This window comes from Pseudomonas sp. C9D1 (assembly GCF_056491235.1).
In genome coordinates, this window is record NZ_JBSZIE010000001.1 from 562,412 (window position 1) to 587,262 (window position 24,851).

Sequence of the window (24,851 nt, forward strand, 5' to 3'; positions counted from 1 at the left end):
GGGACGTTTCCCGGCATGAAAAAGCCCCGCCTAGGCGGGGCTTTTCGTTGACTCATCCAGTGCTCAGTACTTGCCCTTGAGCCCGAAGTTTTCGTCCAGGGTGCCCGGGCCGTCGGTGGACTTGGGTGCATAGTCCTTCGGCGCCTCGTGGCTGCGCGGCGGGGTCAGGCGCTCGCGCGGGCCGGGGGCGTCGTCCGTGTGCAGGGCGGCGAGCAGGCGCTGGCGGGTCAGTTCGTCCAGGGCTAGCCGGCTGGCGCCGTCGGACAGGTGTTCCTGCACGTCCTGGTAGCTCTGGGTGAGCTTCTTCACCAGGTTGGCAGTGGTGTTGAAATGGGTGACCACTTCACTTTGATAGGTATCGAAGCGTGCCTGCAGGTCATCCAGTTGACGCTGCGTGCGATTCGGCGCGGTGCCGGGCAGCAGTCGGGCGACCAGAAAACCGATGCCGATACCGGCGAGCAGGGCGAGTGCTGGCAACAACCAGGCCGTGAGCGACTGTTCCACGAGTCCTTCCTCTATAAGCAGCTTTGCATTACGTTAACGGCTCGAATCCGCGCTGTATACCGCGACGCAAGCCCTGTGGTGCTTAACCAAGACGAGTCGACCCGGTCCGGGGTCACGGAGTTCCCGTTGTCCAATCGTGAAAATCCCATTCTGCTCCAGGGGCCAAGTGGCCAGCTGGAAGCACTTCACCTCGACCTGCCCGATGCCAAGGGGCTGGCGCTGATCTGCCATCCGAACCCGATCCAGGGCGGCACCATGCTCAACAAGGTGGTCTCTACCCTGCAGCGCACCGCTCGCGATGCCGGATACAGCACCCTGCGCTTCAATTACCGCGGTGTTGGCGCCAGTGCCGGCAGCCATGATATGAACACCGGCGAGGTGGATGATGCCGAAGCCGCTGCCCACTGGTTCCGCTCCCAGCGTCCGGAGCTGACGCTGACCCTGTTTGGTTTCTCCTTCGGTGGTTTCGTTGCGGCAAGCCTGGCGGGCCGTCTGGAGCGCCAGGGCATCGAAGTGCCTCGCCTGTTCATGGTGGCGCCGGCGGTCATGCGCCTGACCGACGCCACTCCGCTGCCTGAGCGCGGCGAGATGACGGTGATCCAGCCCGACACCGACGAGGTGGTCGAGCCTCAGGCCGTGTATGGCTGGTCCGCCTCCCTGCAACGCCCCCATGAGCTGCTGAAAGTGGCAGAATGCGGGCACTTCTTTCACGGCAAGCTGACCGATCTCAAGGATCTGGTTCTGCCGCGCCTCTGACCCCGACTGCAGTCCGACAAGCGATCATCCATGACCACTCGCATTCTCACCGGCATCACCACCACCGGCACTCCGCACCTCGGCAACTACGCTGGCGCCATCCGTCCCGCCATCGTTGCCAGCCGTGACGCCGACGTCGATTCCTTCTACTTCCTCGCGGACTATCACGCGCTGATCAAGTGCGACGACCCGGCACGCATCCAGCGCTCGCGCCTCGAGATCGCCGCCACCTGGCTGGCCTGCGGCCTGGATGTGGACAAGGCGACCTTCTATCGCCAGTCGGATATCCCCGAGATCCCCGAACTGACCTGGCTGCTGACCTGTATCGCCGGCAAGGGCCTGCTCAACCGCGCCCATGCCTACAAGGCTTCGGTGGACAAGAACGTCGAGAACGGTGAAGACCCGGATGCCGGCGTCACCATGGGGCTGTTCAGTTACCCGGTGCTGATGGCCGCGGACATCCTGATGTTCAACGCCCACAAGGTCCCGGTGGGCCGTGACCAGATCCAGCACGTGGAGATGGCCCGTGACATCGGCCAGCGCTTCAACCACCTGTTCGGTGCCGGTCGCGAGCTGTTCACCCTGCCGGAGGCGGTGATCGAAGAGGAAGTGGCGACGCTTCCCGGCCTGGACGGTCGCAAGATGTCCAAGAGCTACGACAACACCATTCCGCTGTTCGGCAGCGCCAAGCAGCTGAAGGACGCCATCGCCCGTATCGTCACCGACTCGCGCGCGCCCGGCGAGCCGAAGGACCCGGACAATTCCCACCTCTACACCCTCTACCAGGCCTTCTCCACGCCGGCGCAGCTGGCGGCCTTCCGGGCCGAGCTGCTCGACGGCCTGGCCTGGGGCGAAGCCAAGCAGCGCCTGTTCCAACTGCTGGACAACGAGCTGGGCGAAGCCCGCGAGCGTTATCACGCGCTGATCGAGCGCCCGGCCGATCTGGAAGACATCCTCCTCGCCGGTGCCGCCAAGGCACGCAAGACCGCGACGCCTTTCCTCAACGAGCTGCGTGAGGCGGTCGGCCTGCGGTCCTTCCGCAGCAATGTGCAGAGCGCCGATGCCGGCAAGAAGAAGGCGGCCAAGAGTGCGCGCTTCGTCAGCTTCCGCGAAGATGACGGCAGCTTCCGCTTCCGCCTGCTGGCGGCTGATGGCGAGCAACTGCTGCTGTCCCGTTCGTTCGCGGATGGCAAGTCCTCGGGCCTGGTGACCAAGCGCCTGCAGGATGGCAGCGCCTTGGATATCCGCAACGACGGCTCCAGCTATGGCCTGTGGCTCGATGGCGAGGCCGTGGGGCAGGGCGGTGAGTTCACCGATGCCGATGCCCGTGATGCTGCCGTTCAGCGTCTGCGTGAGGCACTTGCGCCCCAGGAATGAGGCGCTTTCTTACGGCCGGCGCTGCTGGCCGATTGCCAAGAAACGGGGGCGTCGCTAAAGTGACGACCCCGTTTTTCGTTGCCTTGCTACCGATCATGACCCCCCTCGAGCGTTACCAGGCCGATCTCAAGCGGCCGGACTTCTTCCACGACGCCGCGCAGGAAACTGCCGTCCGCCATCTGCAGCGCCTGTACGACGATCTGATCGCCGATGGCCAGAGCAAAACCGGCTTGTTCGGCGGCCTGTTCGCCAAGAAGCGCCAGGGGCCGGTCAAGGGCCTGTATTTCTGGGGCGGCGTCGGTCGTGGCAAGACCTACTTGGTCGACACCTTCTTCGACGCCTTGCCGTTCAAGGAGAAGATGCGCACCCACTTCCACCGCTTCATGAAGCGCGTGCATGAGGAGATGAAAACCCTCAAGGGTGAGAAGAACCCGCTGACCATCATCGGCAAGCGTTTCGCCGACGAAGCGCGGGTGATCTGCTTCGACGAGTTCTTCGTCTCCGACATCACCGACGCGATGATCCTCGCCACCCTGCTGGACGAGCTGTTCAAGAACGGTGTGAGCCTGGTGGCGACGTCCAACATCGTGCCGGACGGCCTCTATAAGGACGGCTTGCAGCGTGCGCGCTTCCTGCCAGCCATCGCCCTGGTCAAGCAGTACACCGATGTGGTCAACGTCGACAGTGGCGTGGACTACCGTCTACGCGCCCTGGAGCAGGCCGAACTGTTCCACTGGCCCCTGGGCGACGAGGCCGAGGCCAGCCTGAAGACCAGCTTCAAGAGCCTGCTGCCGGATTGCACCCAGGCCCAGGAAAACGAAGCGCTGATGATCGAGAATCGCGAGATCCGCGCGGTCCGCGTATGCGAGGACGTTGCCTGGTTCGAGTTCCGCGAACTCTGCGACGGCCCGCGCAGCCAGAACGACTACATCGAGCTGGGCAAGATCTTCCACGCGGTGATCCTGGCCAACGTCGAGCAGATGGGCGTGGCGAAGGACGACATGGCGCGACGCTTCATCAACCTGGTGGACGAGTTCTACGACCGCAACGTCAAGCTCATCATCTCCGCCGAGGTGGAGCTGAAGGACCTGTACACCGGCGGTCGCCTGACCTTCGAGTTCCAGCGCACCCTCAGCCGCCTGCTGGAGATGCAGTCCCACGAATTCCTCTCGCGGCCGCATAAGCCCTAAGGGCATAAGCGGCAAGCCGCAAGTTTCAAGCCTCAAGAAAAAAGTGCGGACCGGGTCAACCGGTCCGCACCCTGTATTGCAGCTTGCAGCTTGCAGCTTGCAGCTTGCAGCTTGCAGTTTGCAGTTTTAGCGCTGCGCCACTTCCTTCTCATACTGCTTCAGCAACGCCTGGGCGTGGGCGACTTCCAGTGCTTCCATGGCGTTGATCGGCTTGATCGCCACGGCCTTTTTCAGGTGGTCCAGGACCTTCTGCTCTTCATCCTCGCCGTAGACGTAGACCAGGGCGTTGGCGTACTCGTAGTGGCCGATGGGCAGGTCGTCCTTGGCGCTGAAGGAGCGGGTGAAGTACTGCTCCATCTTGTCCGAGCTGACCCCGTAGGTCATTTTGCCCACCAGTTTGCCGACCTTGCGGATCACGCCGGCTTCGTAGCCGCCGTAGAGGGCGAGGGCGAAAGGCTGGCGCGGTTGCTTCTGCAGCAGGGCGTCCAGTTCCTCGGGAATCTGGCTGGTGTAGCCGCGCTTGAGTACCACCGGTACCGACAGCTCCTCGCCGAGGCGCGCCTTGGCGTACACGCGGCCGAACTGGGCTACGGTGTCGGCCTGGACCAGTTCGCCGGCCTCGTCGGTGTACTTGATCACTTCCTCCAGCAGGCGGTGTTTCTCCTCCTGGTTGGGGGCGAGGAACATCGCGTAGATCACCTGGGCGAACATCGCCGGCACCTGGCCGCCGACGCCCAGGGCCAGGCCCTGCTTCTTGGCCTCGGCGAAATCCCCCTTGAACATCAGGCGCCACACGTCCTGCAGCCGGGCCGCATAGGCTTCGGCTTCCTCGGGCTTGCCGGTGAAGCCGGTGTTGCCGGTAACGGTCATCTCCAGTGCCTTGGGGTTCTGGGTGGCCATGGTCACCACCCAGTCGGCATCGGGGAAGGGATAGTCGGGGCCGAAGCCGCGGGTCAGCTGGGGCCAGGCCTGGCGCAGCTTGTCACCGGAGTAGTCGTAGGCGGCCTGGTCGTAGGGGAAGGGTTTCCAGTCGTCTGCGACGGCTGTGAAGCTGGCGGCAGCCAGCAGGGCAAGCAGGTAACGGCGCATGGTTGAGTACCTTTTATTGTTGTTCTTCATCCGCCGTACCGCTGACGGAAAAGGTTCGGACACCCCAATGGGGACCATGCCCGGATCATAAGTCGCTGCCGCTGTCGGCCAACCCATCCTTGGGATGGCGGCTTTACTCGCCTTTGTGCTGGAACTGCCTGCGGTACTGGTTGGGGGAAAGATTGGTGTGCTGGCGAAACAGTCGGGCGAAGAAGCTGGCGTCGTCGTAACCCACTTCGTAGCTGATGGTCTTGATGCTCTTGCGGGTAGCCGACAGGAGGCCCTTGGCTGTTTCGATGCGTAACCGTTGCAGGTAGTGCAGCGGCTTGTCGCCGGTGGCGGCCTGGAAGCGGCGCATGAAGTTGCGGATGCTCATGCCGTGGTCGCGGGCGACGTCCTCGAAGCGGAACTTGTCGGCGAAGTGCTCTTCGAGCCAGTGCTGGATCTGCAGGATGGTTACGTCCTGGTGCAGCTTCTGCCCGCCGAACCCGATGCGCCCCGGGGCGTAGCTGCGTTGCACTTCATAGAGGATGTCCCGGGAGACTGCCTGGGCGATGCTGGCGCCGCAGAAGCGTTCGATCAGGTAGATGTACAGGTCGCAGGCGGAGGTGACGCCGCCGGCGCAGTAGAGATTGTCGGCGTCCGAGAGGTGTTTTTCCTGGTTCAGTAGCACCTTGGGGAAGCGCTCGCCGAACTCGCGGAAGAAGCGCCAGTAGGTGGTTGCTTCCTTGCCATCCAGAAGCCCGGCCTGGGCCATCCAGAACACCCCGGTGGCCTCGCCGCAGATGGAGCTGCCGGCGGCGTGACGCTCGCGCAGCCATTGCAGGACCTGGGGGTGGCGCTCGCAGAGGGCGTCGAAGTCATCCCAGAAGGCCGGAAGGATGATGATGTCGGCTTCGTCCAGCGCGCCGTCGACCGGCATGATCACATCGCTGAAGCTGCGTACCGGCAGGCCATCCGGGCTGACCAGGTGGATTTCGAATGCGGGCTTGAGGCCGAGGCCCTGAAGCTTGCTGTAACGGAGGCTGGCCATATGGAAGAAATCCTTGGCCTGCATCAGGGTGGAAGCGAAGACACCTTCGGTGGCGAGGATACTCACCCGTCTTAGGGTGGGGGACTGCTGGTTGGTCATGGTCTTGTTCTTATTAGGGGAAAGCGGTCATTAGCCGGCTGGATCGTCTTATTTTTTGTCGCAACTGTCCAGTGTGCGTCTGGTACGACTGTCCTACAGTCTGTGGCCTTCGAACCCCGACCCCAGACGCATCCATCAAGGTGACCGCATGATCCCCAGAACCCTGTTCAGCTCCGATCACGAACTCTTCCGCGACAGCGTGCGCAAGTTCCTCGAACAGGAGGCGGTGCCTTTCCATCATCAATGGGAGAAGGACGGCTACATCGATCGCGCCCTGTGGAGCAAGGCAGGGGAGGCCGGCATGCTCTGCTCGCACATTCCCGAGGAGTACGGCGGCATGGGTGCCGACTTCCTCTACAGCACCGTGGTGATCGAGGAGATCGGTCGCCTGGGGCTGACCGGTATCGGCTTCTCGCTGCATTCGGACATCGTCGCGCCCTACGTGCTCCATTACGGCTCCGAAGAGCTGAAGCAGAAATACCTGCCGCGCATGGTGACCGGCGAGCTGGTGACCGCCATCGCCATGACCGAGCCGGGCGCCGGCTCCGATCTGCAGGGCGTGAAGACCACCGCGGTGCTGGATGGTGATGAATACATCATCAATGGCTCGAAGACCTTCATCACCAACGGTTATCTGGCTGACCTGGTGATCGTGGTCGCCAAGACCGACCCCAAGGCCGGCGCCAAGGGCACCAGCCTGTTCCTGGTGGAAGCCGGCACGCCGGGCTTCTCCAAGGGCAAGCGCCTGGAGAAGGTGGGCATGAAGGCCCAGGACACCTCCGAGCTGTTCTTCCAGGATGTGCGGGTGCCCAAGGAAAACCTGCTGGGCCAGGCCGGCATGGGCTTCGCCTACCTGATGCAGGAGCTGCCCCAGGAGCGCCTGACCGTCGGGATCGGCGCGCTGGCGTCGGCCGAGGCGGCGCTGAAGTGGACCCTCGACTACACCCGCGATCGCAAGGCCTTCGGCAAAGCCATCGCCGAGTTCCAGAACACCCGCTTCAAGCTGGCTGAGATGGCCACCGAGATCCAGATCGGCCGGGTCTTCGTCGACCGCTGCCTGGAGTTGCACCTGCAGCGCAAGCTGGATGTACCCACCGCGGCGATGCTCAAGTACTGGGGCACCGACCTGCAGTGCAAGGTGCTCGACGAGTGCGTGCAGTTGCATGGCGGCTACGGCTTCATGTGGGAATACCCGGTGGCGCGCGCCTGGGCTGACGCCCGCGTGCAGCGCATCTACGCTGGCACCAACGAAATCATGAAAGAGATCATTGCCCGCTCGCTGTAAGCGGATGCGGTGAAGGGAAGCCCGGCGAGTGCCGGGCTTTTCCATTTACGGGGCGGGGTTCGGCTGGGCCCGATGGATTTCGGCGATGCCTTCCAGGACGGCGTCGGAAAGGATCAGGGCGCTGCTGGCCAGGTTGCTCTCCAACTGATCCAGGTTGGTCGCGCCGATGATGTTGCTGGTGACGAAGGGCTGGGCGGTGACGAAGGCCAGGGCCATTTGTGCCGGCTCCAGGCCGTGCTCGCGGGCCAGCGCTACATAGCGCGAGCAGGCCGCCTGGGCCTGGGGGTTGGTGTAGCGGGCGAAGCGGCTGAACAGGCTGATGCGGGCGTTGGCCGGGCGCGCACCGTTCTCGTACTTGCCGGACAGCATGCCGAATGCCAGGGGTGAATAGGCCAGGAGGCCGCAGCGCTCACGGATCGCCACCTCGGCCAGGCCCACCTCGAAGCTGCGGTTGAGCAGGTTGTAGGGGTTCTGGATGGAAGCGGCGCGAGGGAGCCCCAATTGATCGGCCAACTGCAGGAATTTCATCGTGCCCCATGGGGTTTCGTTGGACAGGCCGATCTGGCGGATCTTGCCGGCCTTCACCTGCTCGCCGAGCACTTCCAGGGTTTCCTGCAGCGGGGTGGAGTCCTCCTCACGGTGCTGATAGCCCAGCTGGCCGAAGAAGTTGGTACTGCGTTCGGGCCAATGCAGCTGGTACAGGTCGATCCAGTCGGTCTGCAGGCGCTTGAGGCTGGCATCCAGGGCGGCGGTGATGTGCTGGCGGTTGTGCTTGAGATTGCCGCCGCGGATGTGGGTGATGCCGTTGCCGGGGCCCGCCACCTTGCTGGCGAGCACCCAGTCGGCACGATCACCGTGCTTGGCGAACCAGTTGCCGATGATGGTTTCGGTTGCGGCATAGGTCTCGGCACGGGGCGGGACCGGGTACATCTCGGCGGTATCCATGAAGTTGATGCCGAATGCTTTGGCCCGTTCGATCTGGGCGAACGCTTCTGCTTCGCTGTTCTGTTCGCCCCAGGTCATGGTGCCCAGGCACAGGCTGCTGACCTTGATATCGGTGTTGCCGAGCTGGCGGAATTCCATGCAACGTTCCTCTATTGGCAAAGATTGCTATCAAATCAGGTTGAAATTTTCTGTGCAATCGGCATAATTCCGCGGCTTTCTTTGCGGGGATGCCTAGCTCGCGAAGAAGGAAGGTGGGGATGCCTAGCCCGCCGAAACCCCTTGCCGTGTGCGGACGCGCTGACCCGAGCCCCCGATAGCGTCTGTTTCCGGCTGCCCTGTGTTGCCAGGGCGAGCACTATTCAGTAAGATCCGCCGTCTTATTTTCAGGGCGGCCCCTGAGGCTATAGCGAATGAAGACTTTTACTGCAAAACCGGAAACTGTTAAGCGCGACTGGTATGTCGTCGACGCTGCCGGTCAGACCCTGGGTCGTCTGGCCACCGAAATTGCTAGCCGTCTGCGCGGCAAGCACAAGCCGGAATACACCCCGCACGTTGATACCGGCGACTACATCGTCGTCATCAACGCCGAGCAGGTACGTGTGACCGGTGCCAAGACTACCGACAAGATGTACTACTCGCACTCCGGCTTCCCGGGCGGCATCAAGGAAATCAACTTCGAGAAGCTGATTGCCAAGGCCCCTGAGCGCGTGATCGAGACCGCGGTCAAAGGCATGCTGCCGAAGAACCCGCTGGGTCGCGACATGTATCGCAAGCTGAAGGTGTACAAGGGTTCTGCTCACCCGCACACCGCTCAGCAGCCCCAAGAACTGAAGATTTAACGGGATAGTTCATTATGTCGGCGACTCAAAACTACGGCACTGGCCGTCGTAAGACTGCAACCGCACGCGTTTTCCTGCGTCCGGGTACTGGCAAGATTTCCATCAACAACCGCAGCCTGGATCAGTTCTTTGGCCGTGAGACCGCTCGCATGGTTGTGCGTCAGCCGCTGGAGCTGACCGAGACCGTCGAGAAGTTCGACATCTACGTCACCGTTCTCGGTGGTGGTGTCAGCGGTCAGGCTGGTGCGATCCGTCACGGTATCACCCGTGCCCTGATCAACTACGACGAAGCCCTGCGCAGCCCGCTGCGTAAAGCCGGCTACGTGACTCGCGATGCCCGCGAAGTCGAGCGTAAGAAGGTCGGTCTGCGTAAAGCGCGTAAGCGTCCGCAGTACTCCAAGCGTTAATACAACGCTTCGAAAAACGCCCAGGCCCTTGTGGATCTGGGCGTTTTTTTATGCCCCCGAAAATGCCCTGCGACAGCTTGTCGCATGCGCGTAACCCTTATCTCTCAAGGCTTTCAGCCGTTTTGTATCTGGCTATTACCTTGTCAGGAGAGGGGGTTTTCTTTACCATTTGGCGAATTTTTTGCGCGGCTCGATTTTTACTTAGTAGAGGCCTGAACAACAGGCCACAAAAGCTGATGGGAGACGACTGAATGAGCAATGACGGCGTGAATGCAGGCCGGCGTCGCTTCCTCGTAGCAGCCACATCCGTGGTGGGTGCTGCAGGAGCGGTGGGCGCTGCGATCCCGTTTGTGGGGTCATGGCAGCCCAGTGCGAAGGCCAAGGCCGCAGGGGCACCGGTGAAGGTGAATATCAGCAAGGTCGAAGCGGGTCAGCAGATGATTGCTGAGTGGCGCGGCCAGCCGGTGTTCATCGTTCGCCGTACCGAGGAGATTCTCGGCAACCTGGGCAAGATCGATGAGCGCATGGCTGATCCCAAGTCCGAAGCGTCCGTGCAGCCGACTTACGTCGATCCGCACAACCGCGCGATCAAGCCGGAAATCCTGGTGCTGGTCGGTCTCTGCACCCACCTCGGCTGCTCGCCCTCCTTCCGTCCGGAAGTCGCGCCGGCCGACCTGGGCGCCGAGTGGGTGGGCGGTTACTTCTGCCCCTGCCACGGTTCTCGCTATGACCTCGCCGGCCGCGTCTACAAGGCGCAGCCTGCTCCCTTGAACCTGCCGGTGCCGCCCCACTCCTACGAGTCGGATGATGTCATCGTCATCGGTGTGGACCAGGAGAAGGCCTAATGAGCAAATTCATGGAATGGATCGATGCGCGCTTCCCCGCGACCAAGATGTGGGAAGACCATCTGAGCAAGTACTACGCTCCGAAGAACTTCAACTTCTTCTATTTCTTCGGCTCCCTGGCCCTGCTGGTCCTGGTGAACCAGATCCTCACCGGTATCTGGCTGACCATGAGCTTCACCCCGTCCGCTGAAGAGGCCTTCGCGTCCGTCGAGTACATCATGCGCGACGTCGAGTACGGGGCGATCATTCGCTACCTGCACTCCACCGGCGCCTCGGCGTTCTTCATCGTGGTCTACATGCACATGTTCCGCGGTCTGCTCTACGGCTCCTACCAGAAGCCGCGCGAGCTGGTGTGGATCTTCGGCATGCTGATCTACCTCGCCCTGATGGCCGAGGCCTTCATGGGCTACCTGCTGCCCTGGGGCCAGATGTCCTACTGGGGTGCCCAGGTGATCATCTCGCTGTTCGGCGCCATTCCGGTGATCGGCGGCGACCTGACCCAGTGGATCCGTGGTGACTACCTGATCTCCGGCATCACCCTGAACCGCTTCTTCGCGCTGCATGTGATTGCGCTGCCGATCGTGATCCTCGGTCTTGTCGTGCTGCACATCCTGGCCCTGCACGAAGTGGGTTCGAACAACCCCGACGGCGTGGACATCAAGAAGCTGAAGGATGAGAACGGCATTCCGCTCGACGGCATCGCCTTCCACCCCTACTACAGCGTGAAAGACATCGTCGGTGTAGTGGTCTTCCTCTTCGTGTTCTGCTTCGTGGTGTTCTTCTTCCCGGAGATGGGCGGTTACTTCCTCGAGAAGCCGAACTTCGAACAGGCCAACCCGTTCAAGACGCCTGAGCACATCGCGCCGGTGTGGTACTTCACCCCGTTCTACGCGATTCTCCGTGCGGTTCCGGACAAGCTGATGGGCGTTATCGCCATGGGCGCCGCCATCGCCGTGCTCTTCGTCCTGCCGTGGCTGGATCGCAGCCCCGTCAAATCGATGCGCTACAAAGGCTGGCTGAGCAAGGTCTGGCTGCTGATCTTCTGCGTGTCCTTCGTCATCCTCGGCGTGCTGGGTGTTCTCGCGCCGACCCCGGGCCGTACGCTGCTGTCGCAGGTGTGCACCATCCTGTACTTCGCGTACTTCATCCTGATGCCCTTCTACACCAGGATGGAAAAAACCAAACCGGTTCCGGAAAGGGTGACAGGCTGATGAAAAAGCTATTTGCTGCATTTGTTATCGCTGCGCTGCCGGCCTTGACCTTCGCCGCCGGTGGCCATGATGTAGAGCTGGATCATGTCGATATCGACCTGACCGACAAGGCTGCACTGCAAGACGGTGCTCGTACCTTCGCCAACTACTGCATGGGCTGCCACAGTGCCAAGTTCCAGCGCTATGAGCGCGTGGCCAAGGACCTGGGCATTCCTGAAGAGTTGATGATGCAGAACCTGGTTCTGACTGGCGCCAAGATTGGCGACCACATGCAGATCGGCATGAAGCCGAGCGATGCCAAGACCTGGTTCGGCGCCGCGCCGCCGGACCTGACCCTGGTCGCTCGTGTTCGTGGTACCGATTGGCTGTACAGCTACCTGCGCAACTTCTATGAAGATCCGGCGCGTCCCTGGGGCGTGAACAACAAGATCTTCCCGAACGTCGGCATGCCTAACGTGCTGGTCGGCCTGCAAGGTCGCCAGGTCGTAGGTTGCAAGCAGGTCCAGGCTGTCGAAGGCGGCAAGAAGCAGTATGACCCGCTGACTGGGGCCCCCATCACCCACGAAGCCTGTGATCAGCTGACCATCGTGCCGAAGACCGGCAAGCTGAGCGAAGCCGAGTTCGATGTGAAGGTTCAGAACCTGGTGACCTTCCTGGCTTACTCTGCGGACCCGAACAAGCTGCACATGCAGCGTATCGGCACCTACGTTCTGCTGTATCTGGCCTTCTTCTTCGTATTCGCCTATCTGCTGAAGCGTGAATACTGGAAAGACGTGCACTGATACCCCGCGTCACCGTTGTATACTCGCGCGCCCTTAATGGGCGCGCGCGTTTTTCTACTACTGCATAACTTCAAGCGAGGAGGGCACCATGGCCGTAACCAACAGGTTGGCCTGTTACTCCGACCCCGCAGACCACTATTCCCATCGTGTACGCATCGTGCTCGCCGAGAAGGGTGTCGCTGCGGACATAATCGATGTTGAGCCGGGCCGTTGCCCGCCCAAGCTCGCCGAGGTCAATCCATACGGCAGCGTGCCGACCCTGGTCGATCGTGACCTCGCACTCTATGAGCCGACTGTGGTGATGGAGTACCTCGAAGAGCGCTACCCCCACCCGCCGCTGATGCCGGTCTACCCGGTAGCAAGGGGTAATACGCGGCTGCTGATGCATCGTGTGCAGCGTGATTGGTGCAGCCTGGTGGACCAGATTCTCGATCCGCGGGTGAAGGAGGCCGTCAAGGCGGTCGCTCGCAAGGAGCTGCGTGAGAGTCTCACCGGTGTATCGCCGCTGTTCGCCGACAAACCCTTTTTCCTCAGCGAAGACCTCAGTCTTGTAGACTGCTGCCTGTTGCCGATTCTCTGGCGCCTGCCGGTTCTGGGAATCGAATTGCCTCGCCCTGCCAAGCCATTGCTGGATTACATGGAGCGCCTATTCGCACGCGATGGCTTCCAGGCCAGCCTGTCGGCAGTCGAGCGCGACATGCGCTGATAAGGAGCCCTTGATGAACTCCAGTCGTCCCTATCTGGTCCGTGCACTCTATGAGTGGATCGTCGACAACAACTGCACGCCCCATCTGCTGGTGAATGCCGAGTTCGCCGGTGTCCAGGTGCCGGCCGGCTACGCCAACGATGGCCAGATCGTGCTCAATGTCTCTCCTAGTGCGGTGCGTCACCTGCACATGGATAATGACGCGGTGAGCTTCGAGGGGCGTTTCGGTGGCGTTGCCCACAACCTCTACATTCCGGCAGCGGCGATCATGGCCATCTATGCCCGGGAGAACGGCCAGGGCATGGTCTTCGACCTGGAGCCTCCGGTGGTGGATGAGGACGACCAGGGACCAGAAGATGACGGCCCGTCCGGCGGCGACCCGTCGAGCGGCTCTTCGCGACCCAGTGGGCGTCCCAGCCTCAAGGTTGTGAAGTAATAAAAAAAGGCGATCCGGTTGGATCGCCTTTTTTGTGCGCGCTGTTCGGTCAGTTGGTGTATTCGAATAGCTTCACGATGCGTTGCACGCCAGAGACGCCCTGCACGACGCTGGTGGCTTTGGCGGCTTCCTGGCGGGTCACCAGGCCAAGCAGATAGACGATGCCGTTCTCGGTCACGACCTTGATCTGCGAGCTGGGGATCTGGCTGTCGGCCAGCAGCTGTGTGGTGATCTTGGTGGTGATGGTGCTGTCGTTCATCCGCGCCAGGGTGGAGGAGTTCTGGCCAACGTGCAGCTCGTTGTGCACCTTCTTGACGCCCTGCGCGCTGCGCGCGGCCTGTTCGGCTTGGGACTTGAGGTTGTCGTTGGGGGTCTGGCCAGCCAGCAGCACGACGCCGTTGTAGCTGGTGACCACGATGTGCGAGTTGGTCTTGAGGTCGGGATTCGCAGCGTCGATCTTGGCCCGCACCTTGGACGGCGTGGACTGGTCGTCGATGGTCTTGCCGATGGTGCGGCCGCCACAGCCACCCAGAGCGAGGGTGATGGCGAGACAGGCGAGGATCAGGGGGGAACGCGTCATTCTTCACTCCCAAACAATTGACGATCGATCAGGTCACAGAGGCAATGGATGGCTAGCAGGTGGACTTCCTGGATGCGCGCCGTGGACTTGGCGGGCACGCGGATCTCGACATCTTCCGGCAGCAGCAGGGAGGCCATGCCACCACCATCACGGCCGGTCAGAGCTACGACAATCATTTCGCGATCATGTGCGGCCTGGATGGCCTGAATGATGTTCGCCGAATTGCCGCTGGTGGAGATCGCCAGCAGGATGTCGCCCGGCTGGCCCAGCGCGCGGATCTGCTTGGAGAAAATCTCGTTGTAGCTGTAGTCGTTGGCGATCGAGGTGATGGTCGAGCTGTCGGTAGTCAGTGCCAGTGCTGGCAGGCTTGGGCGTTCGCGCTCGAAGCGATTGAGCAGCTCGGAGGAGAAGTGCTGGGCATCGCCAGCGGAGCCGCCGTTGCCACAGGCGAGGATCTTGCCCTCGTTGAGTAGCGCGTTGACCATCACCATGCTCGCGTGCTCGATGTGCGGGGCGAGCATTTCCATGGCCAGCAGCTTGGTGTCGATGCTGGCCTGGAAGAGCTGGCGGATTCGGGGTTGCATGTCCATCGGGTTGACCTTAAGTGGGAGCGACTGCTCAGGTATCAAAGGCGTTTTGCAGCCATGTCAGTCGCGGGGGTGAGTCGCCATCCATCGAGTTGATGGCGACCACGTCAAATCGGCACGGGTATCTGGCCCAGCGGGACTCCTTGAGGAGGAAGTGCTGGGCCGCGGTAATCAGCTTGGCGCGCTTGCGCGCATCGACGCTTTCCAGCGCTCCGCCCCAGGCGGCATGCCGCCGGTAGCGCACTTCGACGAATACTACTGTATCGCCGTCCAGCATGACCAGATCGAGCTCGCCCCGTGGGCATCGCCAGTTGCTGGCGAGCAGGCGCAGGCCGTGCTTTTCGAGGTGGGAGCGAGCAAGTGCTTCCGCCGCTTGCCCGCTGGATTGCCGCTGGTTCAAGAATCGCTGTCGGGAAGTCGCTGGACCTGGCCGTCACGGAATTCGGCCCAGGGCAGTTGACGCTCGACACGTTGCGCGGGGTTGAGGCTAAGGCTGCCGGAGAGGCCATCAACGCGGCTTTCCGGAAGCGCCTTGAGCTGGTTCAGGCGGGGGGCCAGTCGATAGGCGTCCACGCCCATTGCGTAGAGGCGGCCCAGGCTGCCGCCTGCTTGCGGCCATTGGCGGTCGACTTCCTGGCGCAGCGGGTCGTTGCTGTTCAGCAGCCAGGGGGTTTCGCAGAAACGGATGCCGTTCAGGTCCAGGTACTGCGCCTGGTTGTTGCTGCCGGTGAACAGGTGGGAGGTCGCGTACACCGGCACGTCACCCGCGTACTGGAAGGCCAGGGTCGGCTTGATCTGCTGGGCCTGCTGCGGGGTGGCGGCGAGGAAGATGAAGTCGACGTCCTGGCGGCGAGAGGGCTGGGCGGCAACCTGTGTGCCCAGCGTGCCTTGCAGGCGCTTGGCACGCGATTCGCTCTGGCGCAGCTGGAACAGGTCGGCGATCTGCTGGGCGAGTTCGACCGGTTGGTCGACATGTTCGGCGGCGATCAGGCTGCCACCGGACTGCTCCCAGCTCTGGCGGAAGGCGTTGAGTACGCGATCGCCCCATTCGCCGCGAGGCACCAGTGCCACGGCGCGGCGCATGCCGTCACCCCAGGCGCGGCGTGCCACTTCGCGGGCTTCATCCTCGGCGGCGAGACCGAACTGGAACAATTGAGCGGGGCCTTCCTGGCCGGCGTCGCTGTAGTTCAGGGCCAGGGTGGTAATGGGCAGCTGCTCGCGGTCGCTCATCTGCTTGACCAGGGGCTTCTCCAACGGGCCAACCACCAGTTGCACGCCGTCGGCCTGGGCCTGGCGATAGAAGTCGTCCAGGGAGCTGAGGTGCGAGCTGTCATAGAGCTGGATGGCCGGAGGGTTCTGGCCGGCTTGCTGGGCCTGGTAGTGGGCGGCGAGGAAACCGTCGCGCAGGGCGCGGGCCACGGAGGCGAGAGGGCCTTCCTGGGGCAGGAGCAGGGCGATCTTGGTCAGGGGCTGATTGGCCAGCTCCTTCAGTTTCACCAGCGGGGCGGGCAGCGTTTCGGCGGCCGGGTGCTGGGGGTGCTGGGTGCGCCAGGATTCGATGGCGGCCTGCTGCTGTTCCAGGGTGCCGGCGCCTTTGGTTACACGGGCCAGTTCCATCCAGCCCGCGAGGTCGGCGTCGCCGCCTGCCTGGAGCTGGTCGGCTGGCAGGTTGGAGACCAGCGTCCAGATGGCTTCATGGTTGGCTTTCTCGGCTTCGCCGTTGAGCAGCGGGGCGATGAACACGCGCTCACGGGCTGCCGCGAGGTTCTGGCCATCGGCCTCCAGGGCGCGGGCGCGAACCAGCTGGGTGCGGGTCTGCTGTTCGACCGGCAGTTCACCCAGGCGCTCGAGGCTGGGGTGGCTCAGGGCCTTGAGTGCGCTTTTCGGCTGGTTGCGTGCCATGGCCAGTTCGGCGGCAAGCGTGCTGGCGAATACCTGCTGGGCGGGCTTGAGGCCGTCGAGCTGGACCTGCTCGAGAATGCGTGCCGAGCGGCCGATATCCTGCTGCTTGTATGCCAGGTCGGCAGCGGAGAGGCGCAGCGAGGCCGCTTGCTCGGGCTTGCTGTCGTTCGCTTGCTGAAGCATCTGCTCGATGCTGGCCTGAGGCGTGCGGGGCAGTTCGCCGAGGTTGGAGGTGGGCGAACTGCCGCAGGCGGCCAGCAGGCCGGCGAGGCAGAGTGCGGAAAGCGGGCGCAGGCAAGCGATCATTTAACGATCCCGGTACTCGATCAAAGAAGCGGGGGATTGTACCCAAGGCCCGCCCGGGGTGCGATGTTGGAGGTCAGAAACGGGCTACAATGCGCGCCTTTAAGTCAATTCCGAGGTGTCTTGTGACCGTTTCCCCAGGCTCTGCTGTCACCTTGGGCAAGCTCTATGTGGTGGCCACGCCGATCGGCAACCTCGACGACATCAGTGCCCGTGCCCTGCGGGTGCTGCGCGATGTGGCGCTTATCGCTGCCGAAGACACCCGTCATTCCGTTCGTCTGCTGCAGCATTTCGGTATCAATACGCCTCTGGCGGCTTGCCACGATCACAATGAGCGAGAAGAGGGCGGGCGTTTCCTGGCGCGCCTGCAGGCTGGCGAAGATGTGGCGCTGATCTCCGATGCGGGCACCCCGTTGATTTCCGACCCCGGCTATCACCTGGTGCGCCAGGTGCGGGCCGCCGGTGTCACGGTTGTCCCGGTGCCTGGCCCCAGTGCGCTCATTGCTGCGCTTTCGGCGGCGGGGCTGCCATCTGATCGCTTCATCTTCGAAGGCTTTCTGCCTGCCAAGGCGGTGGGGCGTCGCTCCCGTCTGGAGCGGGTGAAGGAAGAGCCGCGTACCTTGATCTTCTACGAAGCGCCCCATCGTCTGCTCGAGTGCCTGGAGGATATGGTCACGGTCTTCGGTGAGGAGCGCTCGGCGGTTTTGGCGAGGGAGCTGACCAAGACCTTCGAAACGCTCAAGGGCTCCCCGCTCTCGGCGTTGCGTGACTGGGTGGCTGCCGATTCCAACCAGCAGCGGGGTGAATGTGTGCTGCTGGTGGCCGGCTGGCAGGAGCCGGAGGGCGAGGATGCGATCAGTGGCGAGGCGCTGCGTGTGCTCGATCTGCTGCTGGGCGAACTCCCCTTGAAACGAGCTGCGTCGCTGGCTGCGGAGATCACCGGGGTGCGCAAGAACCTGCTTTACCAGGCCGCCCTGGAGCGTCAAAGCGATTCTTGAGCTTGTTCTTATGCTGGCCTGCCGCTACCCTTGGCGGCGGAGAGTCGATCGGACAGTCGCTGTCTCATTTCGTTCGCGATTTTGAGAGGGAGGAAAGTCCGGGCTCCATAGGGCAGAGTGCCAGGTAACGCCTGGGAGGCGAAAGCCTACGGAAAGTGCCACAGAAAATAACCGCCTAAGCGCGCAAGCGCCGGTAAGGGTGAAAAGGTGCGGTAAGAGCGCACCGCACGACTGGCAACAGTTCGTGGCTAGGTAAACCCCACTCGGAGCAAGACCAAATAGGAATCCTTGGCGCGGCCCGCGTCGGATTCGGGTAGGTTGCTAAAGGCTGTCAGTGATGGCAGCCGTAGATGAATGACTGTCCACGACAGAACCCGGCTTACAGATCGACTCTCCACTTTTTCCCACTTCCGCTTCATTCCCCTTCTTTGCCCTGCGTCCGAAATACCGAATTTGCACCACGTCTGAAATACCGAAAAAATCTTACTCTTGAGAAATTACTTTAAGTTCGCGCTCCAGCGTTCTGGTGTGCTTCATTTTTGTGCCTGAAATCCTCTGCAATATCTCTTCTTGCCCCTCCCAAAAGCTCGCTAAATCTCCGTCCTGTAAGGAATTTTCCGTCTTTGCCTGCCTTGACGGTGGGGCGCGCGCATTTCTATAGTGTGCGGAAGTGGTGCAAAGTGGGACGAAGTGGGATCAATTGGTACGGGAAGCCTAAAAAAGGGGAAACGCAGCCGTGTTTCGCGGAGCAAATGCCATCAGTCTCGACGCCAAAGGGCGCATCGCGATGCCGAGTCGGTATCGGGATGAGCTTTTTTCGCGTTGTGATGGGCAGTTGATCGTCACGATCGACGCCGTGGACCGCTGCTTGACCCTTTATCCGCTGCCCGAGTGGGAGCTCATCGAAGCCAAGCTTCGTGAGCTGCCGTCCCTGCGTGAAGAAACCCGCCGGTTGCAACGTCTCCTGATCGGTAACGCCGTCGACCTCGAGTTGGACGGTAACGGTCGTTTCCTGGTCCCGCCGCGCTTGCGCGAGTACGCGGGCCTGGACAAGAAGGCAATGCTGGTCGGCCAGTTGAACAAGTTCCAGATCTGGGACGAAGACGCCTGGAACGCGATTTCCGACGCGGACCTCATGGCAATCAAACAACCCGGCGGCCTGCCGGACGAACTGCGTGACCTTATCCTGTGAGTACCGAAAGCAGCTTCCGCCATATCACCGTCCTGCTCGACGAGGCCGTAGAGAGTCTCGCCGTGCGTGCGGACGGCTGTTACCTGGACGGCACCTTCGGTCGCGGAGGGCACAGCCGGCTCATCCTCCAGCATCTTGGCGAGGAGGGGCGGCTACTCGGTTTCGATAAAGACCCCCAAGCCATAGCTACAGGGCAAGCGCTGGCGGCCGAAGACGGCCGCTTTGTCATTGTGCAACGCAGTTTTGCCGAGATGGCTGGCGAGCTGGCCGAGCGCAGCCTGTCGGGCAAGGTGGACGGCGTGCTGCTCGACCTCGGGGTGTCCTCCCCGCAGCTGGATGATGCCGAGCGCGGTTTCAGCTTCCTCAACGACGGCCCCCTCGACATGCGCATGGACCCCACGCGCGGTGTCAGTGCGGCGCAGTGGATCGCCACCGCGCCCGAGGACGAGATCGCCCGTGTACTCAAGGAGTACGGCGAAGAGCGTTTTGCCAAGCGCATGGCGCGTGCCGTCGTACAGCGTCGCGTCGAGAAGCCCTTCGAGCGCACCTCTGATCTGGCTGCGGTCCTGACCGCCGCCAACCCCGCCTGGGAGAAGGGCAAGAACCCGGCTACCCGTGCTTTCCAGGGTATCCGCATCCATGTGAACAACGAACTGGGCGATCTGGAGCGCGGCCTTGACGCTGCCCTGGAGAACCTCGCCATTGGCGGGCGCCTGGTGGTAATCAGCTTCCACTCCCTGGAAGACCGCATCGTCAAGCTGTTCATGCGCAAGCATGCCAAGGGCGAAGCGGACAAGCTGCCGCGCAACCTGCCGATCCGTCCCCCGGCCTTCGACCCGCGCTTGAGGTTGCTGGGCAAGCCGCAGTTCGCTTCCGATGCAGAATTGAAGGCCAACCCGCGCTCGCGCAGCGCGGTCATGCGCGTGGCGGAGAAGCTCAGATGAGCCGCCTCTATGCCAAGCCTCTGCCAGGCGGCAGTTTCCTGATGCTGCTGTTGTTCATCGCGGTACTGGTTTCCGCGATTGGCGTGTCCTATAGCGCGCATTGGAACAGGCAGTTGCTGAACAAGCTTTATACCGAGCTCAGCGTGCGCGACAAGGCGCAGGCCGAGTGGGGGCGCCTGGTGCTCGAGCAGAGCACCTGGACGGCGCACAACCGCATCGAATCGCTGGCCAGCGAGCAGCTGAAGATGCGCATCCCCGAGCCTGCGGAAATCCGCATGGTGGCGCCATGATCAAACTCGAGGGGGCGCTCTATCCCTGGCGCTTCCGGGTCGTCCTGGCATTGCTCGCGTTGATGGTGGCGGCCATTTCCTGGCGCATCGTCGACCTGCATGTCATCGACCGCGACTTCCTCAAGGGGCAGGGTGATGCGCGCAGCGTGCGGCACATCCCGATCCCTGCGCATCGTGGCCTGATCACCGATCGCAACGGCGAGCCCCTGGCCGTCAGCACCCCGGTCACCACCCTATGGACCAACCCCAAGGACCTGATGCCCGTGCGCGACCAGTGGCCGGTGATCGCCGCGACCCTGGGGCAGGATCCGAAGATCTTCGCCGAGCGCATCGATCAGAACGCCAATCGTGAATTCCTTTACCTCGCTCGCGGCCTGACTCCGGAGCAGGGGCAGGCCATCCTCGCCCGCAAGCTGCCGGGTGTGTATGCCATCGAAGAGTTCCGCCGCTTCTACCCGGCCGGCGAGGTCACCGCCCATGTGGTTGGCTTCACCGACGTGGATGACCGTGGCCGTGAGGGCGTCGAGCTGTCCTTCGACCAGTGGCTGGCGGGCGTGCCCGGCAAGCGCCAGGTGCTCAAGGACCGTCGTGGCCGACTGATCAAGGACGTGCAGGTCAGCAAGAATGCAAAGCCGGGCAAGACCCTGGCCCTGTCCATCGACCTGCGCCTGCAATACCTCGCCCACCGCGAGCTGCGTAACGCCCTGGTGGAAAACGGCGCCAAGGCGGGCAGCCTGGTGATCGTCGACGTCAAGACCGGTGAAGTGCTGGCGATGGCCAACCAGCCCACCTACAACCCGAACAACCGCCGCAACCTGCAGCCGGCTGCCATGCGCAACCGCGCCATGATTGATGTGTTCGAGCCCGGCTCCACCGTGAAGCCGTTCTCCATGTCCGCAGCATTGCAGAGTGGCCGCTGGAAACCGGAAGACAAGGTCGAGGTCTACCCCGGCTCGTTGCAGATCGGTCGCTACACCATCAAGGACGTTTCCAAGACCGAGGGCCCGATCCTCGATCTGACGGGCATCCTGATCAACTCCAGCAACGTCGGCATGAGCAAGATCGCCTTCGACATCGGTGGCGAGACCATCTACGAGACCATGCGCCAGCTTGGCCTCGGGCAGGACACAGGTCTCGGCTTCCCCGGCGAGCGCGTCGGCAACCTGCCCAACCACCGCGAGTGGCGCAAGGCCGAGACCGCGACCCTGTCCTATGGCTATGGCCTGTCGGTCACGGCGATCCAGATGGTCCATGCCTACGCCACCCTGGCCAATCATGGGCAGGCGGTTCCGCTGTCCATGACCCGGGTCGATACCGTCCCGGTCGGCGCCCAGGTCATTCCCGACGAGGTCGCCAAGACCATGCAGGGCATGCTCCAGCAAGTGGTCGAGGCGCCGCGCGGCGTATTCCGGGCCCAGGTGCCCGGCTACCACGTTTCAGGCAAGAGCGGCACGGCGCGCAAGGCTACGGTCGGCGCCAAGGGCTATACCCAGAACGCCTATCGCTCGCTGTTCGCGGGCTTCGCTCCGTCCACCAACCCGCGTCTGGCGATGGTGGTGGTGATCGACGAGCCCAGCAAGGCCGGCTACTTCGGTGGCCTGGTCTCCGCACCCGTATTCGGCAGGGTCATGGCGGGCGCACTGCGCCTGATGAACATCGCCCCGGACAACCTGCCCACCGAGGAACAACAGACCGCAGCAGCGGCTACCGGCAAAGGAGGGCGTATCTGATGCCCATGCCACTGAATCAATTGTTGCCCCAGGCCGAAAGCGCCACCCTCATCCGTGAACTGACCCTGGACAGCCGCAAGGTGCGTCCGGGCGATCTGTTCCTGGCGGTACCGGGTATTCAGCAAGACGGCCGTGCCCACATCGCCGACGCCATCGCGCGTGGTGCCACTGCTGTCGCCTATGAGTCTGAAGGGACGGCAGCCATCGACGCCAGCGGCGCCGAGCTGGTTGCCATCAAAGGCCTGGCCGGCCAGCTCTCGGCCATTGCCGGGCGCTTCTATGGCGAGCCCAGCCGTGGTCTGAACCTGGTCGGTGTTACCGGTACCAACGGTAAGACCAGCGTCAGCCAGCTGATCGCCCAGGCCCTCGACCTGCTCGGCGAGCGCTGCGGCATCGTCGGCACCCTGGGTACCGGCTTCCATGGCGAACTGGAAAGCGGCCGCCACACCACACCCGATCCCCTGGCGGTGCAGGCGACCCTGGCCAACCTCAAGCAGGCCGGTGCCCGCGCGGTGGCAATGGAAGTATCGTCCCATGGGCTGGAGCAGGGCCGTGTCGCCGCGCTCGCCTTCGATATCGCCGTGTTCACCAACCTGTCCCGTGACCATCTCGACTACCACGGCTCGATGGAAGCCTATGGCGCCGCCAAGGCCCGGCTGTTCGACTGGCCGCAACTGCGCTGCCGGGTGATCAACCTCGACGATGCGTTCGGCCGCGAACTGGCGTCGCACGAGCATGAGTCGCGTCTCATCGGCTACAGCCAGGAAGATGCGTCGGCCTTCATCTATTGCCGTGAAGCCCACTTCGATGATGATGGTGTGCGTGCCAGCCTTGTGACGCCCCAGGGGGAAGGCTTGCTGCGCAGTCCGTTGCTGGGCCGCTTCAACCTGAGCAACCTGCTGGCGGTTGTCGGTGCCCTGTTGGGCATGGGCTACCCGCTGGATGAAATCCTCCGTGCGCTGCCTGGCCTGCAAGGGCCCGTCGGCCGCATGCAGCGCCTGGGTGGCGGCGACAAGCCGCTGGTTGTGGTGGATTACGCACACACGCCCGATGCGTTGGAAAAAGTCCTCGAAGCCTTGCGCCCCCATGCCCGTGGTCGCCTGCTGTGCCTGTTCGGCTGCGGTGGTGATCGCGATCGCGGCAAGCGCCCGCTGATGGCGGGCCTGGCCGAACGCCTGGCTGACCATGTGCTGGTCACCGACGACAACCCGCGCAGCGAAGACCCCGCGCAGATCTTCGACGACATCCGCCCTGGTTTCGCTGACGCCGCCAAGGCCGAGTTCGTGCACGGACGCGGTGCCGCCATTGCCCGTTTGATCGCCAATGCGGGGCGCGACGACGTCGTGCTGCTGGCGGGCAAAGGCCATGAGGATTACCAGGAAATCAACGGCGAACGCCTGCCGTTCTCCGATCTGCAGGAAGCCGAGGCCGCCCTGGGCGCCTGGGGGGCGAGCCATGCTTGAGCCCATGCGCCTCTCCGCTCTGCAGACGCCTTTGCACGCCCGGCTGATCGGTGCTGATGCTGCATTCTCGGCAGTGACCACCGACAGCCGGCGCGTCGAGCCCGGCCAGTTGTTCATCGCGCTGGTCGGTCCGAATTTCGATGGGCACGACTACCTGGCGGACGTGGCCAGCAAGGGCGCTGTCGCGGCGCTCGTTCAGCGAGAGATTCCGGGCGCGCCCCTGCCGCAACTGCTGGTCGGCGATACCCGAGTGGCGCTCGGCCAGCTCGGCGCGCTCAATCGTGACGCGTTTACCGGCAAGGTAGCGGCGGTGACCGGTTCCAGTGGCAAGACCACGGTCAAGGAGATGCTCGCCAGCATCCTGCGTACCCAGGGTCCGGTCCTGGCGACCCGTGGCAACCTGAACAACGACCTGGGCGCCCCGCTCACCCTGCTCGAACTGGCGCCGGAACACCGCAGTGCCGTGATCGAGCTGGGTGCCTCGCGAGTCGGCGAAATCGCCTACACCGTCGGCCTGACCCGGCCCCAGGTGGCCATCATCAACAATGCCGGTACCGCCCATGTCGGCGAGTTCGGTGGGCCGGAGAAGATCGTCCTGGCCAAGGGCGAGATCCTCGAAGGCCTGGCTGCCGATGGCGTTGCCGTGCTCAACCGCGATGACAAGGCCTTCGAAACCTGGCGCCAGCGCAATGGCGCTCGCCAGGTGCTGAGCTTTGGCCTCAAGGCTGAGGATGCCGACCTGCGTGCCGAATCCATCGTCCGCGATGCCCGTGGCTGCATGGCCTTCACGCTCAAGGGTGTGGCTGGGGAAGCGAACATCCAGCTCAACCTGCTGGGCCTGCACAACGTCGCCAATGCCCTGGCCGCTGCTGCCGCTGCCCATGCCCTGGGCGTACCGCTGGTCGGTATCAGCGAGGGGCTGCAGAACCTGCAACCGGTCAAGGGCCGCACCGTAGCGCAGTTGGCGCCCAGCGGTATGCGCGTGATCGATGACAGCTACAACGCCAACCCGGCTTCGATGATCGCGGCCGTTGATATACTCGCCGGTTTTCCTGGGCGTACCGTTCTGGTGCTCGGGGACATGGGCGAGCTGGGGGAATGGGCCGAACAGGGTCATCGCGACGTGGGTCTCCACGCGCGGGGCAAGGTCAGCGCGCTCTATGCAGTCGGTCCTCAGATGGCGCACGCCGTCGCCGCGTTCGGCGACGATGGGCGCCATTTCGCTGATCAGTCCAGCCTTATCCAGGCCCTGGTCGACGAGCAGGACGCCAACACAACAATTCTGATCAAAGGTTCTCGCAGCGCGGCGATGGAGAAGATCGTCGCGGCCATCTGCGGAACGGGGGAGGCTCACTAAT

The 24,851-nt window shown here is 63.1% G+C and carries 26 protein-coding genes and 1 other RNA gene; 19 read left to right on the plus strand and 8 right to left on the minus strand.

The genetic code is table 11. The annotated features are described in order from the left end of the window. Positions 1 to 63 precede the first annotated feature (63 nt). Positions 64 to 504: a Z-ring associated ZapG family protein gene (locus ACXI0U_RS02625; RefSeq protein WP_021217856.1), complete on the minus strand. Its 441-nt coding sequence runs from the start codon at positions 502 to 504 to the stop codon at positions 64 to 66. A gap of 126 nt (positions 505 to 630) precedes the next feature. Here ACXI0U_RS02625 and ACXI0U_RS02630 point away from each other — a divergent pair, with 126 nt between their 5' ends. The 3 genes from ACXI0U_RS02630 to zapE all read left to right on the plus strand — a co-directional run bounded on the left by ACXI0U_RS02630 (position 631) and on the right by zapE (position 3,827). Next, positions 631 to 1,260, plus strand: coding sequence for an alpha/beta hydrolase (locus ACXI0U_RS02630; protein ID WP_479550020.1), 630 nt, complete (start codon positions 631 to 633; stop codon positions 1,258 to 1,260). A gap of 30 nt (positions 1,261 to 1,290) precedes the next feature. Then, positions 1,291 to 2,637, plus strand: a complete 1,347-nt coding sequence (locus tag ACXI0U_RS02635) for a tryptophan--tRNA ligase (RefSeq protein WP_479549692.1) — start codon at positions 1,291 to 1,293, stop codon at positions 2,635 to 2,637. A gap of 95 nt (positions 2,638 to 2,732) precedes the next feature. Beyond that, a complete protein-coding gene (zapE, locus tag ACXI0U_RS02640) occupies positions 2,733 to 3,827 on the plus strand; it encodes a cell division protein ZapE (protein ID WP_021217859.1) in 1,095 nt (364 codons plus the stop codon). Between the two features lie 126 nt (positions 3,828 to 3,953). Here zapE and ACXI0U_RS02645 read toward each other — a convergent pair whose 3' ends face one another. Together ACXI0U_RS02645 and ACXI0U_RS02650 are read right to left on the minus strand one after the other, a co-directional pair. Next, positions 3,954 to 4,916 (minus strand): hypothetical protein, encoded by a 963-nt coding sequence (locus ACXI0U_RS02645; protein WP_021217860.1) that lies wholly within the window; start codon positions 4,914 to 4,916, stop codon positions 3,954 to 3,956. A 133-nt stretch (positions 4,917 to 5,049) separates the two neighbouring features. Beyond that, the gene (locus tag ACXI0U_RS02650; protein ID WP_169708358.1) at positions 5,050 to 5,949 is read right to left on the minus strand and encodes a GlxA family transcriptional regulator; all 900 of its coding nucleotides are present in this window, start codon (positions 5,947 to 5,949) and stop codon (positions 5,050 to 5,052) included. Between the two features lie 247 nt (positions 5,950 to 6,196). Here ACXI0U_RS02650 and ACXI0U_RS02655 point away from each other — a divergent pair, with 247 nt between their 5' ends. After that, complete coding sequence (locus ACXI0U_RS02655) at positions 6,197 to 7,333, plus strand: acyl-CoA dehydrogenase family protein (protein WP_021217862.1); 1,137 nt, start codon at positions 6,197 to 6,199, stop codon at positions 7,331 to 7,333. A gap of 45 nt (positions 7,334 to 7,378) precedes the next feature. On the opposite strand, the gene ACXI0U_RS02660 is transcribed toward ACXI0U_RS02655, so the two are convergent. Continuing rightward, positions 7,379 to 8,416, minus strand: coding sequence for an NADP(H)-dependent aldo-keto reductase (locus ACXI0U_RS02660; RefSeq protein WP_479549693.1), 1,038 nt, complete (start codon positions 8,414 to 8,416; stop codon positions 7,379 to 7,381). A gap of 272 nt (positions 8,417 to 8,688) precedes the next feature. On the opposite strand from ACXI0U_RS02660, the gene rplM reads away from it, so the two are divergent. The 7 genes from rplM to ACXI0U_RS02695 all read left to right on the plus strand — a co-directional run bounded on the left by rplM (position 8,689) and on the right by ACXI0U_RS02695 (position 13,504). Next, positions 8,689 to 9,117, plus strand: coding sequence for a 50S ribosomal protein L13 (gene rplM, locus ACXI0U_RS02665; protein WP_021217864.1), 429 nt, complete (start codon positions 8,689 to 8,691; stop codon positions 9,115 to 9,117). Between the two features lie 14 nt (positions 9,118 to 9,131). Beyond that, a complete protein-coding gene (rpsI, locus tag ACXI0U_RS02670; protein ID WP_021217865.1) occupies positions 9,132 to 9,524 on the plus strand; it encodes a 30S ribosomal protein S9 in 393 nt (130 codons plus the stop codon). 251 nt (positions 9,525 to 9,775) lie between these two features. Continuing rightward, positions 9,776 to 10,369, plus strand: a complete 594-nt coding sequence (gene petA / locus ACXI0U_RS02675) for a ubiquinol-cytochrome c reductase iron-sulfur subunit (protein ID WP_031287170.1) — start codon at positions 9,776 to 9,778, stop codon at positions 10,367 to 10,369. After that, a complete protein-coding gene (locus ACXI0U_RS02680; RefSeq protein ID WP_021217867.1) occupies positions 10,369 to 11,580 on the plus strand; it encodes a cytochrome b in 1,212 nt (403 codons plus the stop codon). Before petA ends, ACXI0U_RS02680 begins: the two co-directional genes overlap by 1 nt. After that, a complete protein-coding gene (locus ACXI0U_RS02685; protein WP_021217868.1) occupies positions 11,580 to 12,362 on the plus strand; it encodes a cytochrome c1 in 783 nt (260 codons plus the stop codon). Before ACXI0U_RS02680 ends, ACXI0U_RS02685 begins: the two co-directional genes overlap by 1 nt. 88 nt (positions 12,363 to 12,450) lie before the next feature. Next, the gene (locus tag ACXI0U_RS02690; RefSeq protein ID WP_263400526.1) at positions 12,451 to 13,068 is read left to right on the plus strand and encodes a glutathione S-transferase N-terminal domain-containing protein; all 618 of its coding nucleotides are present in this window, start codon (positions 12,451 to 12,453) and stop codon (positions 13,066 to 13,068) included. Between the two features lie 13 nt (positions 13,069 to 13,081). After that, entirely contained in the window at positions 13,082 to 13,504 is a 423-nt protein-coding gene (locus ACXI0U_RS02695; RefSeq protein ID WP_479549694.1) for a ClpXP protease specificity-enhancing factor, read from the plus strand. A 49-nt stretch (positions 13,505 to 13,553) separates the two neighbouring features. Here ACXI0U_RS02695 and ACXI0U_RS02700 read toward each other — a convergent pair whose 3' ends face one another. The 4 genes from ACXI0U_RS02700 to ACXI0U_RS02715 are packed head-to-tail and all read right to left on the minus strand — an operon-like array spanning position 13,554 to position 16,879. After that, entirely contained in the window at positions 13,554 to 14,084 is a 531-nt protein-coding gene (locus tag ACXI0U_RS02700; RefSeq protein WP_021217871.1) for a BON domain-containing protein, read from the minus strand. Next, positions 14,081 to 14,674, minus strand: coding sequence for a phosphoheptose isomerase (locus ACXI0U_RS02705; RefSeq protein ID WP_021217872.1), 594 nt, complete (start codon positions 14,672 to 14,674; stop codon positions 14,081 to 14,083). Before ACXI0U_RS02705 ends, ACXI0U_RS02700 begins: the two co-directional genes overlap by 4 nt. A 28-nt stretch (positions 14,675 to 14,702) precedes the next feature. Next, positions 14,703 to 15,071 carry a YraN family protein gene (locus tag ACXI0U_RS02710; protein WP_263400524.1) on the minus strand — a complete coding sequence of 123 codons (369 nt, stop codon included), beginning with the start codon at positions 15,069 to 15,071 and terminating at the stop codon, positions 14,703 to 14,705. After that, positions 15,068 to 16,879, minus strand: coding sequence for a penicillin-binding protein activator (locus ACXI0U_RS02715; RefSeq protein WP_479549695.1), 1,812 nt, complete (start codon positions 16,877 to 16,879; stop codon positions 15,068 to 15,070). Before ACXI0U_RS02715 ends, ACXI0U_RS02710 begins: the two co-directional genes overlap by 4 nt. A gap of 89 nt (positions 16,880 to 16,968) precedes the next feature. Here ACXI0U_RS02715 and rsmI point away from each other — a divergent pair, with 89 nt between their 5' ends. From rsmI to ACXI0U_RS02755, 8 genes are all read left to right on the plus strand, one after another. Beyond that, a complete protein-coding gene (gene rsmI / locus ACXI0U_RS02720) occupies positions 16,969 to 17,874 on the plus strand; it encodes a 16S rRNA (cytidine(1402)-2'-O)-methyltransferase (RefSeq protein WP_431483574.1) in 906 nt (301 codons plus the stop codon). A gap of 40 nt (positions 17,875 to 17,914) precedes the next feature. Beyond that, positions 17,915 to 18,272: RNase P RNA component class A (gene rnpB, locus ACXI0U_RS02725), an RNA gene on the plus strand. Between the two features lie 338 nt (positions 18,273 to 18,610). Beyond that, positions 18,611 to 19,066 carry a division/cell wall cluster transcriptional repressor MraZ gene (gene mraZ / locus ACXI0U_RS02730; protein ID WP_031287485.1) on the plus strand — a complete coding sequence of 152 codons (456 nt, stop codon included), beginning with the start codon at positions 18,611 to 18,613 and terminating at the stop codon, positions 19,064 to 19,066. Next, positions 19,063 to 20,010 carry a 16S rRNA (cytosine(1402)-N(4))-methyltransferase RsmH gene (gene rsmH / locus ACXI0U_RS02735; protein WP_431483575.1) on the plus strand — a complete coding sequence of 316 codons (948 nt, stop codon included), beginning with the start codon at positions 19,063 to 19,065 and terminating at the stop codon, positions 20,008 to 20,010. Before mraZ ends, rsmH begins: the two co-directional genes overlap by 4 nt. Continuing rightward, positions 20,007 to 20,300 carry a cell division protein FtsL gene (ftsL, locus tag ACXI0U_RS02740; RefSeq protein WP_021218780.1) on the plus strand — a complete coding sequence of 98 codons (294 nt, stop codon included), beginning with the start codon at positions 20,007 to 20,009 and terminating at the stop codon, positions 20,298 to 20,300. The genes rsmH and ftsL overlap by 4 nt, the downstream gene beginning before the upstream one ends. Next, a complete protein-coding gene (locus ACXI0U_RS02745) occupies positions 20,297 to 22,030 on the plus strand; it encodes a peptidoglycan D,D-transpeptidase FtsI family protein (protein WP_021218779.1) in 1,734 nt (577 codons plus the stop codon). The genes ftsL and ACXI0U_RS02745 overlap by 4 nt, the downstream gene beginning before the upstream one ends. After that, entirely contained in the window at positions 22,030 to 23,493 is a 1,464-nt protein-coding gene (locus tag ACXI0U_RS02750) for a UDP-N-acetylmuramoyl-L-alanyl-D-glutamate--2,6-diaminopimelate ligase (RefSeq protein WP_374979958.1), read from the plus strand. Before ACXI0U_RS02745 ends, ACXI0U_RS02750 begins: the two co-directional genes overlap by 1 nt. Continuing rightward, on the plus strand, positions 23,486 to 24,850 hold the full coding sequence (locus ACXI0U_RS02755; protein WP_479549696.1) for a UDP-N-acetylmuramoyl-tripeptide--D-alanyl-D-alanine ligase: 1,365 nt from the start codon (positions 23,486 to 23,488) through the stop codon (positions 24,848 to 24,850). The genes ACXI0U_RS02750 and ACXI0U_RS02755 overlap by 8 nt, the downstream gene beginning before the upstream one ends. The last annotated feature ends 1 nt before the right edge of the window (position 24,851 follow it).